This is a genomic window from Parvularcula dongshanensis, assembly GCF_014199615.1.
GTDB classification, from domain to species: domain Bacteria; phylum Pseudomonadota; class Alphaproteobacteria; order Caulobacterales; family Parvularculaceae; genus Parvularcula; species Parvularcula dongshanensis.
In genome coordinates this window covers 172,948-185,751 of sequence record NZ_JACHOB010000004.1, presented here as the reverse complement: position 1 = coordinate 185,751, position 12,804 = coordinate 172,948, and the positions used below count along the sequence as shown (strand labels likewise).

At 69.8% G+C, this 12,804-nt stretch carries 11 protein-coding genes; 3 read left to right on the top strand and 8 right to left on the bottom strand.

Going from position 1 to position 12,804, the window contains the following annotated elements:
* Nucleotides 1–31 precede the first annotated feature (31 nt).
* The 5 genes from acs to GGQ59_RS10400 all read right to left on the bottom strand — a co-directional run bounded on the left by acs (nucleotide 32) and on the right by GGQ59_RS10400 (nucleotide 5,203).
* The gene (gene acs / locus GGQ59_RS10415; protein WP_183818283.1) at nucleotides 32–1,966 is read right to left on the bottom strand and encodes an acetate--CoA ligase; all 1,935 of its coding nucleotides are present in this window, start codon (nucleotides 1,964–1,966) and stop codon (nucleotides 32–34) included.
* A 52-nt stretch (nucleotides 1,967–2,018) separates the two neighbouring features.
* On the bottom strand, nucleotides 2,019–2,933 hold the full coding sequence (locus GGQ59_RS10410) for a site-specific tyrosine recombinase XerD (RefSeq protein WP_183818281.1): 915 nt from the start codon (nucleotides 2,931–2,933) through the stop codon (nucleotides 2,019–2,021).
* A gap of 8 nt (nucleotides 2,934–2,941) precedes the next feature.
* Nucleotides 2,942–4,435 (bottom strand): hypothetical protein, encoded by a 1,494-nt coding sequence (locus GGQ59_RS10405; RefSeq protein WP_183818279.1) that lies wholly within the window; start codon nucleotides 4,433–4,435, stop codon nucleotides 2,942–2,944.
* Nucleotides 4,432–4,566, bottom strand: coding sequence for a hypothetical protein (locus GGQ59_RS15235; RefSeq protein ID WP_281373819.1), 135 nt, complete (start codon nucleotides 4,564–4,566; stop codon nucleotides 4,432–4,434). The genes GGQ59_RS10405 and GGQ59_RS15235 overlap by 4 nt, the downstream gene beginning before the upstream one ends.
* A 112-nt stretch (nucleotides 4,567–4,678) precedes the next feature.
* The gene (locus tag GGQ59_RS10400; protein ID WP_221400989.1) at nucleotides 4,679–5,203 is read right to left on the bottom strand and encodes a DUF421 domain-containing protein; all 525 of its coding nucleotides are present in this window, start codon (nucleotides 5,201–5,203) and stop codon (nucleotides 4,679–4,681) included.
* 86 nt (nucleotides 5,204–5,289) lie between these two features.
* Here GGQ59_RS10400 and GGQ59_RS10395 point away from each other — a divergent pair, with 86 nt between their 5' ends.
* Nucleotides 5,290–5,625 carry a DUF3140 domain-containing protein gene (locus GGQ59_RS10395; RefSeq protein WP_183818277.1) on the top strand — a complete coding sequence of 112 codons (336 nt, stop codon included), beginning with the start codon at nucleotides 5,290–5,292 and terminating at the stop codon, nucleotides 5,623–5,625.
* Here GGQ59_RS10395 and GGQ59_RS10390 read toward each other — a convergent pair.
* Both GGQ59_RS10390 and GGQ59_RS10385 read right to left on the bottom strand, forming a co-directional pair.
* Nucleotides 5,622–6,665, bottom strand: coding sequence for a 3-hydroxyisobutyryl-CoA hydrolase (locus GGQ59_RS10390; RefSeq protein WP_183818275.1), 1,044 nt, complete (start codon nucleotides 6,663–6,665; stop codon nucleotides 5,622–5,624). The genes GGQ59_RS10395 and GGQ59_RS10390 overlap by 4 nt on opposite strands.
* Entirely contained in the window at nucleotides 6,662–7,558 is an 897-nt protein-coding gene (locus tag GGQ59_RS10385; protein ID WP_183818273.1) for a Brp/Blh family beta-carotene 15,15'-dioxygenase, read from the bottom strand. The genes GGQ59_RS10390 and GGQ59_RS10385 overlap by 4 nt, the downstream gene beginning before the upstream one ends.
* Nucleotides 7,559–7,699: 141 nt before the next feature.
* Here GGQ59_RS10385 and GGQ59_RS10380 point away from each other — a divergent pair, with 141 nt between their 5' ends.
* Nucleotides 7,700–8,683 carry an HWE histidine kinase domain-containing protein gene (locus GGQ59_RS10380; protein WP_183818271.1) on the top strand — a complete coding sequence of 328 codons (984 nt, stop codon included), beginning with the start codon at nucleotides 7,700–7,702 and terminating at the stop codon, nucleotides 8,681–8,683.
* Here the strand turns inward: GGQ59_RS10380 and alaS are convergent.
* A complete protein-coding gene (gene alaS / locus GGQ59_RS10375) occupies nucleotides 8,680–11,322 on the bottom strand; it encodes an alanine--tRNA ligase (protein WP_183818269.1) in 2,643 nt (880 codons plus the stop codon). The genes GGQ59_RS10380 and alaS overlap by 4 nt on opposite strands.
* Before the next feature lie 148 nt (nucleotides 11,323–11,470).
* Between alaS and GGQ59_RS10370 the strand changes: the two genes are divergently transcribed.
* Nucleotides 11,471–12,790, top strand: coding sequence for a hypothetical protein (locus tag GGQ59_RS10370; RefSeq protein WP_183818267.1), 1,320 nt, complete (start codon nucleotides 11,471–11,473; stop codon nucleotides 12,788–12,790).
* The last annotated feature ends 14 nt before the right edge of the window (nucleotides 12,791–12,804 follow it).

Genomic DNA, 12,804 nt, shown 5'->3' with positions numbered 1-12,804 from the left:
GGCCGGTCCCTAGGGACCGGCCTCCCCCGCCTCACCCTTGCCGGTGGCGCGCCGCCCCTTCGACGAGTTGGTCGACGACTTCCGGCTCGGCGAGGGTCGAGGTGTCGCCGAGCTGGTCCGGCGCGCCCTCGGCGATCTTGCGCAGGATACGGCGCATGATCTTGCCCGAGCGGGTCTTGGGCAGGCCAGGCGCGATCTGGATCACGTCCGGCGTCGCGACGGGACCGATCTCGGTACGGACCTGATCGCGCAGCGCCTTCTCGATCTCAGCGCTCGGCTCGAGCCCAGCGCGCAGGATGACGTAGCACCAGAGGCCCTGGCCCTTAAGGTCGTGCGGGAAGCCGACCACGGCGGCCTCCGCGACCGCATCGTGCGCGACGAGCGCGCTCTCGACCTCGGCCGTACCCATGCGGTGGCCGGAGATGTTGAGGACGTCGTCCACACGCCCCGTGATCCAGTAATCCCCATCCGCATCGCGCCGCGCGCCGTCCCCGGTGAAGTACGTGCCCGGATAGGTCGTGAAGTAGGTCTGAACGAAGCGCTCATGATCTCCCCACACCGTCCGCATCTGTCCGGGCCATGAGCGGGTGAGGACGAGGTTCCCTTCCGCTTCGCCTTCCAGGACCTTGCCGTCCGCGTCGACCAGCGCCGGTTCGATCCCTGGCATCGGCTTCGTCGCGGCGCCGGGCTTCGTCATAGGGTCGCCGGGCAGAGGGCTGATCAAGATGCCCCCCGTCTCGGTCTGCCACCAGGTGTCGACCACGGTACAGCGCCCCTCGCCCACCACGTCGTGGTACCAGCGCCAGGCTTCGGGGTTGATCGGTTCGCCGACCGACCCGAGCACGCGGAGGCTCGATCGATCGTGCTTCTCCACCGGCGCGTCGCCCTCGCGCATCAGCGCGCGAATGGCGGTCGGCGCGGTGTAGAGGAGCGTGACGCCGTGCTCTTCGACGATCTTCCACATCCGGCTCGCATCCGGCCAGGTCGGCACGCCCTCGTACATGAGGGTCGTCGCGCCGTTGGCGAGCGGTCCGTAGACGATGTAGGAGTGCCCGGTGATCCAGCCCACATCGGCGGCGCACCAGTAGACGTCGTCCTCCTTGAGGTCGAAGACCTTCTCGTGCGTGTAAGATGCGTAGACCATGTAGCCGCCGGTCGTGTGCAGCACGCCCTTCGGCTTCCCGGTCGAGCCCGACGTGTAGAGGATGAAGAGCGGATCCTCCGCATCCACCGCCTCGGCCGGACAATCGGACGACGCCTCCGCCTTCTCCTCGTGCCACCAGACGTCGCGGCCCGCCTGCATCGCGGCCTCGCCGCCCGTGACCTTCACGGTCAGGACGGTGTGTACCGCCCGGCCGGCGTCGTTGCGCGTGAGGGCCGCATCCACGTTCTTCTTCAGGACGATCGCCTTGCCGCCCCGCCGCCCCTCATCCGCGGTGACGACGGCCGTCGCGCCGCAGTCCTCGATCCGGCTCGCCAGCGCCTCGGGAGAGAAGCCGCCGAAGACGACCGAGTGAACCGCGCCGAGCCGCGCGCAGGCGAGCATGGCGTAGGCTGCCTCGGGCACCATGGGCATGTAGAGGATGACGCGGTCGCCTCTCGTCACCCCGCGCGCCTTGAGGACGCTTGCCATACGGCAGACCTCCTCATGCGCCTCGGCGTAGGTGATCGCCTTCGCCACGCCTGGTTCGTCGCCCACCCAGAGGATCGCGGTCTTGTCGCCGCGCGTCTCGAGATGCCGGTCGAGGCACTGGACCGAGGCGTTGAGCGCGCCGTCCGCGAACCACCGGATGTGAAGGTCCGAGGCGTCCCAGGATACGTCCGACGCGCTCGTCGGCGCCTTCGTCCAGTCGAGGCGCTCGGCCTCGCGCAGCCAGAAGGCGTCGGTGTCGGAAACTGTACGGGGGTTCGAGGAAGTCGTGGTCAAGGGGCGCTCCGAAGCCGGGTTCGGCGCACCGTAGGGCATGGGACGGCCGGGCAGAACACCGGCGCCTGTAAGAAACCCGGCGCCGCGCCTTTTAGGAGGCGCTCAGTGGATGTTTCTCCTTCAGCACCTTGGCCAGGCGTTCGCGGGTCACATGGGTATAGATCTGCGTCGTCGTGATGTCCGCGTGCCCCAGCAGCTGCTGCACCGCGCGAAGGTCCGCGCCTCCTTCGAGGAGATGGGTCGCGAAGGCGTGGCGAAGCACGTGGGGGCTGATCCGCTCCGAAGCGATCCCCGCCTTCGGCGCGGCCGACTTCAAGAGCTGCGCGAAGCGGGCCGGGGTCAGGTGGCCGGCCTTGCCGGGGCCGGGAAAGAGGTAGGGGCTTTGCGCCTTGGCGTGCTTGTCCCGTCCTGCCGCGACGTAGGCCTCGACCGCGCGGACCGCTTCGTCGGTCAGCGGCACGAGCCGCTCCTTGTCGCCCTTCCCGACGACCCGCAGCCATGGCTCGCCCCGGCGGACCGCGGAGAGCGGCAGCGAGACGAGCTCAGAGACGCGAAGGCCCGTCGCATAGAGGAGCGCGATCAGGGCGTAGAAGCGCGCGTCCTCCGCGCTCTCACCCGCCTCTTCGGCCGCGAAGTCGAGGAGCGCGCCGACCTCTTCGGCCGACAGGATCTTGGGCAGGGGACGGCGCGTCTTCGGCCGGTCGACGGTCAGGGTCGGGTCGTCCTTGCGCACGCCGTCCTCACGCAGGAAGGCGTAGAATTGGCGCAGGGCCGAGAGGCACAAGGAGGCGGTCGCGGCGCTGCGCCCCGTCTCGTGAAGGTGGGCGAGGTAGCCTGCGACCTCTTCGCGCCCCGCCTCGTCGAGGGTCACCTTTCGCGGTCGCATCCAATCGGCGAAGCGCCTGAGGTCGCGGCCGTAATTGCGCACGGTGCGCTCTCCCGCCCCGCGTTCGACCAGCATCATCTCGCAGAAGCCCTCGACGAGGCCCGCCTCGCGCGGCGTCATCGCGTGCCTCAGTTCGTAGGCTTCAAGCTCGGCACAGGCTCGCCCTCGGCCGTCTCCGGCGCGGCGGGGGCCTGTCCCCGAAACTCGGCGAACAGGCGTGCGCCGCCTGCATCGTAGGCAAGCCTGCGGGCGGTCGAAGGCGCCTCGCCCGACTGGCTCATCATCTCGGCGACGACGCCCTCGGCGACCGCCTTCGCTTCACCCTCGGCAGTGACGCCGAGCCCCGTCAGCGCGGCGAGCGCGGCGGCGCCCGGCGAGCGCGAGCGCGCGGCGGCGAGGGCCAGGGGGACGAGGCCGGCCGCATCGACACCCGCGACGGCGGTCCGGTCGCTCAGCGGCAGAAGCTGGAGGTCGGCGTTCGCAGCCGCCCGGCTCAGCGCGGTGAGATCCTGGGTCTCGGGCCGGTCGCCGAGCGTCCGCATGCCGACCGCCCAGCGGCTCGCGGCCTCGCGGCGGCCGCCGACCAAGGCGGCGAGGGCCGGCAGCGCGCGGCGGTCGGGCGCGACCGCGTCCGGATCGGCGGTGCGAAGCACCTCGGCGAGGAGGCGCGTGCGCGCCTTGAAGCTCGTCCAGTCCGGCGCGGCCTCCAGCGCCGCGGCGAGGCGGGCCGCCTGCTCCGGCGTGCCCGCTTTAGCCGCCAAGGCCGCACCGACCTCCGCCACGCCGAGGTCTTGGGCGAGGCGGCGGCCCTCGTCGGCATCGATCAGGTCCAGGGCGAGGGCGCGTTCCAGCGCGGCGACGCGCAGCTCGGCCGCCGCCGTGCCGTCCCGCGCGACCGCGGCGAGGACACCGCCGGGAAGCTCGGGCACGGCGCCGGGCGTGACCTCGGCACCGAGAAGGCGGACGGCGGCGTACTGGACCGCATCCTCCGGCGAGACGCTGGCCCCCAAGGACCCGCCCGCCTGGAGCGTGTTGAAGATGCGCTCGTCGCCGGGCGTCAACGCGCCTTGATCGCGCAGCAGACCGAGGGTCAGGTCCGCCGCCGCGCTCTCGCCGTTGGCGACGTAGCAGAGGAAGCGCAGCTTCAAGAAGAACGGATCGGACCGGCCGCGCTGGAGCGCCGCGCCGCGCGCGCAGGCGGTCGTCAGGTCGCCGCTCAGCATCGCCGCTTCGGCCATGACCTGCGACAGCGCGGGTGCGCCGCGCAAGGAGGGGCTGAGCTCCGCGAGGTTCGCCGCCTCTCGGGTGAAGCCGAGCCGGGCGGCCGCGAGCAGCTTGCGCCCGGCGAGCGCGTCGTCCGCGCCTTCCGGTCCCTCGCCGGGAGACAGGAGGACCCGCCGCGCGAGGTCGAGATAGGCAGGCTCCGCGTAACCGCTCGGCAACGCGTCGAGGAGCGCGCCGACGGTCTCGGCGTCCGCGCCCTGCCACAGCGTCTCGGGCAGGGCTCCCGTATCGACCGTCAGCGTGCCGGTGGCGAAGGCGCTGTCGTCCAACGCTCCCGTCTCGACCTGCGCCCAAGGGTTCATCGCCCCGAAGAGGAGCGCGATCGCCAGAACCTTCATTCCCCCTCCTTCGGCTGGAGGACGACCTCCTGCTCGATGATCCGCTGCGCCGGCTGGCGCCGATCCCCCATGACGTAGAGCACGATCAGCATCAACACTGCGAGCACGATCAGGAACAAGATGAACCGCAAGTCGAACGTCCCCCCGGCGGTGGGCCTACTCGTTGAAGCATGCATAGGCCTTCGGCTTAGGCGGGCCTGGTTAACGAGTCGCTAGGGAATGCGGGCGCGCTGCACGCGGCGATCACCGTCCCGCCCCAGGCGGCAGCGCCCGCTCGTCGCCGAGCTCCTCCGTGCCGATCACGCTGATCGTGCCGTCGGTCTCGAGGATCAGCGCCCCGACCCGGTCGAGCCCGCCTTTCCCGCTCTGCCGGACGCTGGCCTCCAACTCCTCCTTGGTGACGCGTTCCCGCTTCATTAGGTCCTCGCGCCACGCACCGCGGTAGTAGAGGATCGCGGGCGTCGCCTTGACGACATCCTGGAACCGGCTTGAGCGGACCGAAGCGAAGGTGACGCAGGCCTGAAGGCCGATCAGCATCGCGAAGGCCACGACCCCCTGGCCGAGCGTCACGGACTTCGAGGTCAGCATCGACGCCAGGACGGAGCCGAAGGCGATGGTGATGACGAAGTCGAACATGTTGAACTTCGACAACGTCCGTTTGCCTGAGAGGCGCAGCAGGACGACGATGGCCACGTAGGAAAGAAGGCCGAGGATCACCGTCCGACCGATCACGGCCCAGTCGGGAAAGAACAGCGGTGCGTCCTGCATGCCGCCTTGTGACCCCGCGACGCATCGCCCGCAACCCGAACCGGGCAGCGCCTTCTGGCATTAGGGCCGCGGAAGGAGCCCCACAAATGAGCAAGAGCGACGAGGACGTCTACCAGGAGTTCAAGGACCTGGTGAACATGGCGCCGAAGGAGATCGAGGACTTCCTGAGTACCGAGGAGTCGAAGAAGGTCGGCCAGGACTCAGGAGACGGCGAGAGCAAGGGGCACAAGTCCGGCAAGCGGATCGTCGAGATCAAGCACAAGAAGAAGGCCGACCTGACCGACGACGACTACGACCACATGCGAAAGGTGACGAGCTACATCAATCGCCACCTCGCCCAGGGCGGGCCCGAGGACGACATGGAACACTCCGACTGGCGCTACAGCCTGATGAACTGGGGTCACGACCCCAAGAAGGACTAAAGAAGGCCCGACAGGTCGAGGTCGCCGCCGCGCGGCGCCTCGAAGTAGCGCGACAGGCTCGACGCCGTCAGGCCCTCCGGGGTCGCGGGCGACCAGCGGGGCTGACGGTCCTTTTCCACGACCTGGGCGCGGACTCCTTCGATGAAGTCGGGCCCGTCCATCAGATGGGCGACGACGCGGAACTCCCGGGCGATGCATTCGGCGAAGTCTCCGGATGCTTCGGTCAGGAGGCGGTAGGTAAGCGCGAGGCTCGTCGGGCTCGCCCCCTCCATGCGCTGCAACGCGCCTTCGGCCAGCGGCGTGCGGGTCGCCCTCAAACGTTCCAGGACCTGTTCGACGCTCTGGACCGCCCCGAACAGACCGGCGATCTCGTCTCCTTCGGGAAGCGGGCTTCGGTCGCTCGCCGGCAGAACCGCCTCGATCGATCCCGCTTCGCCCGGATCCGGCAGCGTGAGCAGCGCTTCGCGTAGGTCTTCGAGCGCGTTCGACGGCGCGGCCGTGGTGGCGACGCCCGCCGCGACGCACTGATGCCCGGTCAGCCGCGCACCCGTGAGGCCGAGGTAGAGCGGCAAACCGCAGCCAAGCTGGTTCAGAAAAAAGCTCGCCCCCACGTCGGGAACGAGGCCGATCGCGCATTCCGGCATCGCCCAGACCGTCCGCTCGGTCGCGATGCGATGGGCCGCGTGGATCGACACCCCAACCCCGCCGCCCATGCAGATCCCGTCGATGAGCGCGACGCTCGGCGTGCTCATCCGTGAGAGGCGTGTATTGAGGCGGTACTCGGTCCGGAAGAAGTCCGCGGCCGCCTGGGGGTCCTTCCTCGCGACCTCGTAAAGCGCTCGAATGTCGCCCCCGGCGCAGAACGCGCGCTCGCCTGCCCCTTCGATCAGGACCGCTCGCACCGCCGGGTCGGCCTCCCAGGCCGCGATCGCCTCGTCGAAGGCGGCGCACATGGCGGGCGTCAGGCTGTTCAGTGCGCGAGGGCGGTTCAGGGTCACGATGCCCCAAGAGCCGCGCCGTTCGAGGTCGACCTCCGTCACGCCGCTCTCGCGAACCGCACCGGCTGGCCGGAGGGGGCGACGTGGCGCTCGTGCTCGATGAGGAAGGCGTGAGGTACGCTGAGCGCAGCGAGGCCGACGAAGAGGGTCCGTAGGGTCTCGTCGGCCAGGCTGACCGGCGCCGCCCGTCCCAACGCCAAACCCAGCCCCAGGACGATGAGAAGCGCCGCCGCCGTATAGAAGAGCACACCGAAGCGAGAGGCACGGCCGCCGAGAAGGCTTCGGTGGCGCAACATGTGACGGGGGCCATGCAGGAGGACGAAGTAGGCGGCGAAGAATACCAATGGCGGCAGCACGACGCCGAGAAGGACCACCGTTGCCGCCTCGATCGCGCTCGCAGGGTTCCGCCGGGCCGCGACGAGAAGGACGAGGGCGAGGAAGGCCGCGCCGACCGTCACCGTCAGCGGGGGCATGACGGCGGGGATGACCGCGCTGCCGGTTACCGCAGCGAAGATCGCCCCTGCCTCGGACGGGTGCGACAGGCAGGGCACGAGCACGATGCTCGATGCCAGCGGAACGCGGATCGCGGGCGCCAGCTCTCGCCAATCGTCGGAGAAGTGCCAGACGGACAGGCCGAGGAAGCCGATCAGCGCGGCGGTCGGAACGAGAAGGAACGCCGAGACCACGCTCGCGGCGAGCGCGAGGTAGGCGGCGTGAAAGCGTACGAAGCCGCCGCTGCCGGACCAAAGTCCGGCGCGCCTGGCGAGCCAGAGGTCGAGCGCACCGTGCGGCAGTCCGAGGACGAGGACGAGCGCGGTCAGGATCAGCACCGTCGGCCCGTGCACGGCCGCCCCGCCGAACGCCGCCCACAACCCGCAAAGGGCGATCGCGGCGGCGAGGAAGGCGAGCGTATGGCGAGGCGAAGCGGCACCCATCGAAGGAAGGTAGGGCGGACCGCGACCGGTCAAGCGAAGGCAAGCAAGGCCAGAGCCTTGCCGTTGGTCGCATCTCCTTGAGGCGTTGGAAGATTGTTTCGTTTCCAAGCCGTTCGGGCCTAGGGTCGGGCGAGCAGGGGAATGACGATGTACGACGTGACGAGCGACGATTGGAGCCTGGATGGCTTCGTTCGGACCATCCACCAGGGCGGCGTCGCGCTGTGGTCGTGGGCGCCCGCCGAGAAGCGTGTCCAACTCGACGCGCTGGCCAGGCAGTTCTGGGGCGGGCTCGATTCGGACGTCCAACCGCTCTCCGCCCTTTTCCGCCGGATCGATGCCCGGGACCGCGAGGAGGCCGCTGCTCGCTGGTGGCAGAGCGCCGAAGCCCCGGGACCTTACGCCTTCGACTTCCGGATCGCCCATGGCGGCGAGGAGCGCTGGATCTCCGCTCGCGGCGTCGGCGGCGACGGCGGCCGGCAGGGCGGTTGGGTCCGCGCCATCTTCGTCGACACGACGCAAGAGCATCAGGCCGAAGAGGCGCAGAGGCGGCTTGCGAGCGAGATGGCGCACCGGCTCGCCAACCTCTTCGCCGTAGCGGGCGCCCTGACCGCGGCGGCGGCGCGCGAGGCGGAGACCGTCTCCGATCTGGTCGGCGAACTGCGAAGCCGTTTCGCCGATCTACACACCGCGGCGAACCTCGCCATGCGCGGTGCGGTGGACTCGAAGGGCCGCGTAGGCCTCGCCGACGTCACAGCCGCGCTCCTCGCGGCCTATGATCGCGATGGGGCCGCCGTGACGGTCGACATTCCCGGCGACGTGACGATCGAAGGCGATACCGTCACGAACTACGCGTTGATCATCCACGAACTGGCGACCAACGCCGCCAAGTACGGCGCCTTCGCGCAGCCCGGCGGTCGCCTCGACGTCGACGCTCGCCGCGACGGGGAGCGCATCGCTCTGTGCTGGCAGGAGAAGGGATGCGTCTTGAGCGAAGCAGGCGACGGGCCCGCCGGCTTCGGCAGCCGCCTTCTCGATCAGACCGTCGCGTCGATGGACGGCGCGCTGGCCCGCAGCCTTTCCGCGGATGGCCTCACCGTCCGTTTCACCGTGCCTAGCGCGGCCTAGCCGAGCATCGCGCGCACGGCGCCGATGGCGGCCTGCGCCGCGCCCGCATCCGGCCCGCCGCCATGGGCGAGGTCGGGCTTGCCGCCACCGCCCTTGCCGCCGAGCGCCGTGACCGCGGCCTGAACGAGGCTCGGCGCCGGGTGGCTGGCGGTCAACGCGTCGCCGACGCCGATCGAGACGCTGGCCTTACCGTCGTTCACGGCGATGAACGCCGCGACCGCGTTCGGCGCCTCCTTCAGCGCCTGCGCGATCATGCCGCGAAGCTCCTTGGGCGGTACGCCCTCTAGAACGGCGCTGGTGAAGAGGGCGTCGCCGACCGCTTCGGCCTTGGGCGCGCCGCCCCCGCCGGTCGCGGCCTTCTTGCGGGCCTCGGTCAGCTGCTTCTCGAGCTTCTTGCGCTCTTCGGTCAGGGCGCGGACGCGCTCGGCCAACTCTTCGGGCTTGGTCTTGAGCGCCGCCGCCGCCTCGATGGCCGCGTTTGCTTGGCCCTTCAGGTAGGCGCGCGCGCCTTCGCCCGTCACCGCCTCGATCCGGCGGACGCCAGAGGCGACCGCGCCTTCGGACGTCACCGCGAAGAGCGCGACGTCGCCCGTGCGATCGACATGCGTGCCGCCGCAAAGCTCGACCGAGTAGGGCTTGGTCTCGTCGTCGGGGTCTCGTCCGAGCGTCATCACCCGGACTTCGTCGCCGTACTTCTCGCCGAAGAGCGCCATCGCGCCCTCTTTGATGGCGTCGTCATAGGCCATGTAGCGCACGAGCCCTTCGGCGTTCTGCCGTACGACCCTGTTCACCTCGGCCTCGACAGCGTCGAGCGCTTCGGCGCCGACAGCGCCGTCATGGCTGAAGTCGAAGCGGAAGGCGTCGGGCCCGACGTAAGAGCCCTTCTGGACGACGTGGGTGCCAAGGTGCCGGCGCAGCGCCGCGTGCAGGAGGTGGGTCCCTGAGTGGTTCGCCTTGATTGCGGCGCGGCGCTCGTGATCGACGCGCAGGGTGAGCGTGTCGCCGACGCGCAAGCTGCCCTCTTCGACCACCGCTTCGTGGACGTGGACGCCCGCCTTCTTCTTCGTGTCGGTGACGCGAAGCCGCGCGCCGCCCTCGGTCTCGGCCGTGCCGCTGTCGCCGGTCTGCCCGCCGCTCTCGCCGTAGAAGGGCGTCTGGTTGGCGGCGAAGGCGATCGTGTCGCCGGCTTCGGCCGTCTCGGCGAGGCTAGCATCCTTGACGATCGCGACCACCGTGCCCTCGGCCCGCTCGTGCGCGTAGCCGATGAACTCCGTCGTCCCCTTCTCCGAGGCGACCTCGAGCCAAGCCCTGTCCGCGCCCGCATCGCCTGAGCCCGCCCAGGCGGCGCGCGCGCGCGTCTTCTGCTCGGCCATCGCCGCATCGAAGCCTTCGGCGTCGAGGCCGTAGCCCTGCCGCTTGAGGGCGTCCGCCGTCAGGTCGAGGGGGAAGCCGTAGGTGTCGTAAAGCCGGAACGCGGCCTCGCCAGGCAAGGTGCCACCGCCCGGCAGCTTCGCGGTCTCGTCGGAGAGAAGCTTCAGACCCCGCGTCAGGAGGTCCGAGAAGCGCTCTTCTTCGACCCGCAGCGTGTCCTCGATCAGCACCTGCGCGCGGACGAGCTCCGGGAAGGCGCCGCCCATCTCGGCCGTCAGCGTCGGGACGAGGCGGTGCATCAACGGCTCCTCGGCGCCCAGCACGTTGGCGTAGCGCATGGCCCGCCGCGCGATGCGCCGAAGGACGTAGCCGCGCCCTTCGTTGGACGGGCTGACCCCGTCCGCGATCAGGAAGGAGCAGGCGCGAAGGTGGTCGGCGATGACCCGGTGCGCTGCGGCGTCGTCCCCCTCCGCCCCGCGGCCCGTCAGCTCGACCGACGCATCGATCAAGGTGCGGAACAGGTCCGTCTCGTAGTTCGAGTGCACGCCTTGGAGCACGGTCGCCATGCGCTCGAGGCCCGCGCCCGTGTCGATCGAGGGCTTGGGCAGGGCTACGCGCTCGCCGCCCTCCTGCTGATCGAACTGCATGAAGACGAGGTTCCAGATCTCGACGAACCGGTCGCCGTCCTCGTCCGGGCTGCCCGGCGGGCCTCCCGCGATGTGGGGGCCATGATCGTAGAAGATCTCGGAGCAAGGACCGCAGGGCCCGGTGTCGCCCATGGACCAGAAGTTGTCGGAAGTCGCGATGCGGATGATGCGCTCGTCGGGAAGCCCCGCGATCCGCTTCCACAGGTCCGCCGCTTCGTCGTCCGTGTGGTAGACCGTGACGAGCAGCTTCTCCGGCGCGAGGCCGAATTCAGCCGTGACGAGCTTCCAGGCCGCCTCGATCGCCTCTTCCTTGAAGTAGTCGCCGAAGGAGAAGTTCCCCAGCATCTCGAAGAAGGTGTGGTGACGCGCCGTGTAGCCGACGTTGTCGAGGTCGTTGTGCTTGCCGCCCGCCCGCACGCATTTCTGCGAGGAGGTCGCGCGGCTGTAGGGCCGCTTCTCGGCGCCCGTGAAGACGTTCTTGAACGGCACCATGCCGGCGTTGACGAAGAGAAGCGTGGGGTCGTTCTGCGGCACGAGCGGCGCGGAAGGCACGACCTCGTGCCCCCGCCCCTCGAAGAAGGACAGGAAGGCTGCGCGGATGTCGTTCACTGTGTGGGTCATCGGCGCGCTCTATCGCGCGGCGGCCCCGCACTGACAAGCGGTCGCTCAAGCGCGGCGTGTGCAACGAACCGCGCTTTCCCCGCGACACGGCCGAAAGCTTTTGTAAAGGAGGGGAGCCCGCACCGGTAACCGTTTGGGAGGGATAACCATGCGCCGCATCCTACTGACTACCTCGCTGCTCGCCTTGCTGCCGACGGCCGCAGCCGCGCAGTGCGAAGACTTCGGCGGCGTCGTCCTCTGCTCCGGCGTGGACGAGGACGGCTTCGCGACCGAGAACAGCATCTACCTGGAGGTCGAGAGCGACGGCGAGGTCCGCAGCCTCGACGGCGAGGACGCTCTCGCCTTGACGGGACCGGCCACGCAGGTCGTGGTGGGCGCGGGTGCGAGCGTGTCGGGCAGCGATGACGGCATCGACTTCGGCCAGGCCGAGGACGGCGTGCTCGGCGACCGCCTCGTGCAGAACGACGGCGCCATCTCGGGCGGCGACAAGGCGATCGACGCGGACGGCCTCGAGTTCGTCACGGTCATCAACACGGGCACGATCACCTCTGGCGACAAGGGCATCCGCGTCGGCACCGGCGACGATGCCTACCTCGAGAACTACGGTACCATCAGCGCCGGGGACGAGGCGTTCGAGGCCGGAGACCGCGCCTTCGTCTTCAACGACGCCGGTGCCGTCATCGAGACGACGGACGAGGACGCGATCCAGGTCGGCGCCGATGCCGAGATCCTGAACTTCGGCAGCATCCTCTCCGGCACGGGAAGCGGCGACGGCATTGACGTCGACGGCGGGACGATCATCAACTTCGAAGGCGCCTCGATCGTCTCGCGCGGCTTCGCGAGCGATCCGGCGGACGCCGAGGCCGGCATCGACGTGGACGAAGGCTCGGCGACACTCGAAGTCGTCAACCTCGGCCTCATCGAGGGGCAGATCGGCATCCTCACCGACCCGGGCAATGACGGCAGCCAGCTGATCGAGAACCAGGCGACGATCCGCGGCACGGGCGGCATCGCCCTCGACCTCGGCGCGGGCGAGGACGGCCTCGTCCTGAACACGCTCGACGCCGTCTTGGAGGGCGACGCCCTCTTCGGGTTGGGCGACGACCTTATCACCCTGATCGGCGACCAACGCGCCTTCGTGGGCTCGCTCGGCGGCGGTGACGACTTCACCCTCTTCGACGGCGGGACGGGCGATGACACCATCGCGCTCGACAGCCTCGTCACCCTCGACGACGTCGGCATGATCGTCGCCTCGTCGATGCTGGCCGGCGCCTTCGAACTCGACTTCACCAACGCGGACGGCTCGTCGAGCCTCCTCCTCTTCACGAGCTTCGAGAACTTCCTGATCGGGGGCGAACTCTTCGCCTTCGGCGATCTCAGCGAGATCCCACTGCCCGCCGCGGCGCCGCTTTTCGCCGGTGCCCTCGGCCTCGGCGGCATGCTGCGCCGCCGGCGCCGCAAGGCATAGAGCCGAACGCCGGG

What these genes read in the sequence shown, in the direction of transcription:
- acs (WP_183818283.1), bottom strand. Translation starts at nt 1,966, where the DNA reads ATGCCCTACGGTGCGCCGAACCCGGCTTCGGAGCGCCCCTTGACCACG.
- GGQ59_RS10410 (WP_183818281.1), bottom strand. Translation starts at nt 2,933, where the DNA reads ATGACGCCGCGCGAGGCGGGCCTCGTCGAGGGCTTCTGCGAGATGATG.
- GGQ59_RS10405 (WP_183818279.1), bottom strand. Translation starts at nt 4,435, where the DNA reads ATGAAGGTTCTGGCGATCGCGCTCCTCTTCGGGGCGATGAACCCTTGG.
- GGQ59_RS10400 (WP_221400989.1), bottom strand. Translation starts at nt 5,203, where the DNA reads ATGCAGGACGCACCGCTGTTCTTTCCCGACTGGGCCGTGATCGGTCGG.
- GGQ59_RS10395 (WP_183818277.1), top strand. Translation starts at nt 5,290, where the DNA reads ATGAGCAAGAGCGACGAGGACGTCTACCAGGAGTTCAAGGACCTGGTG.
- GGQ59_RS10385 (WP_183818273.1), bottom strand. Translation starts at nt 7,558, where the DNA reads ATGGGTGCCGCTTCGCCTCGCCATACGCTCGCCTTCCTCGCCGCCGCG.
- GGQ59_RS10380 (WP_183818271.1), top strand. Translation starts at nt 7,700, where the DNA reads ATGACGATGTACGACGTGACGAGCGACGATTGGAGCCTGGATGGCTTC.
- alaS (WP_183818269.1), bottom strand. Translation starts at nt 11,322, where the DNA reads ATGACCCACACAGTGAACGACATCCGCGCAGCCTTCCTGTCCTTCTTC.
- GGQ59_RS10370 (WP_183818267.1), top strand. Translation starts at nt 11,471, where the DNA reads ATGCGCCGCATCCTACTGACTACCTCGCTGCTCGCCTTGCTGCCGACG.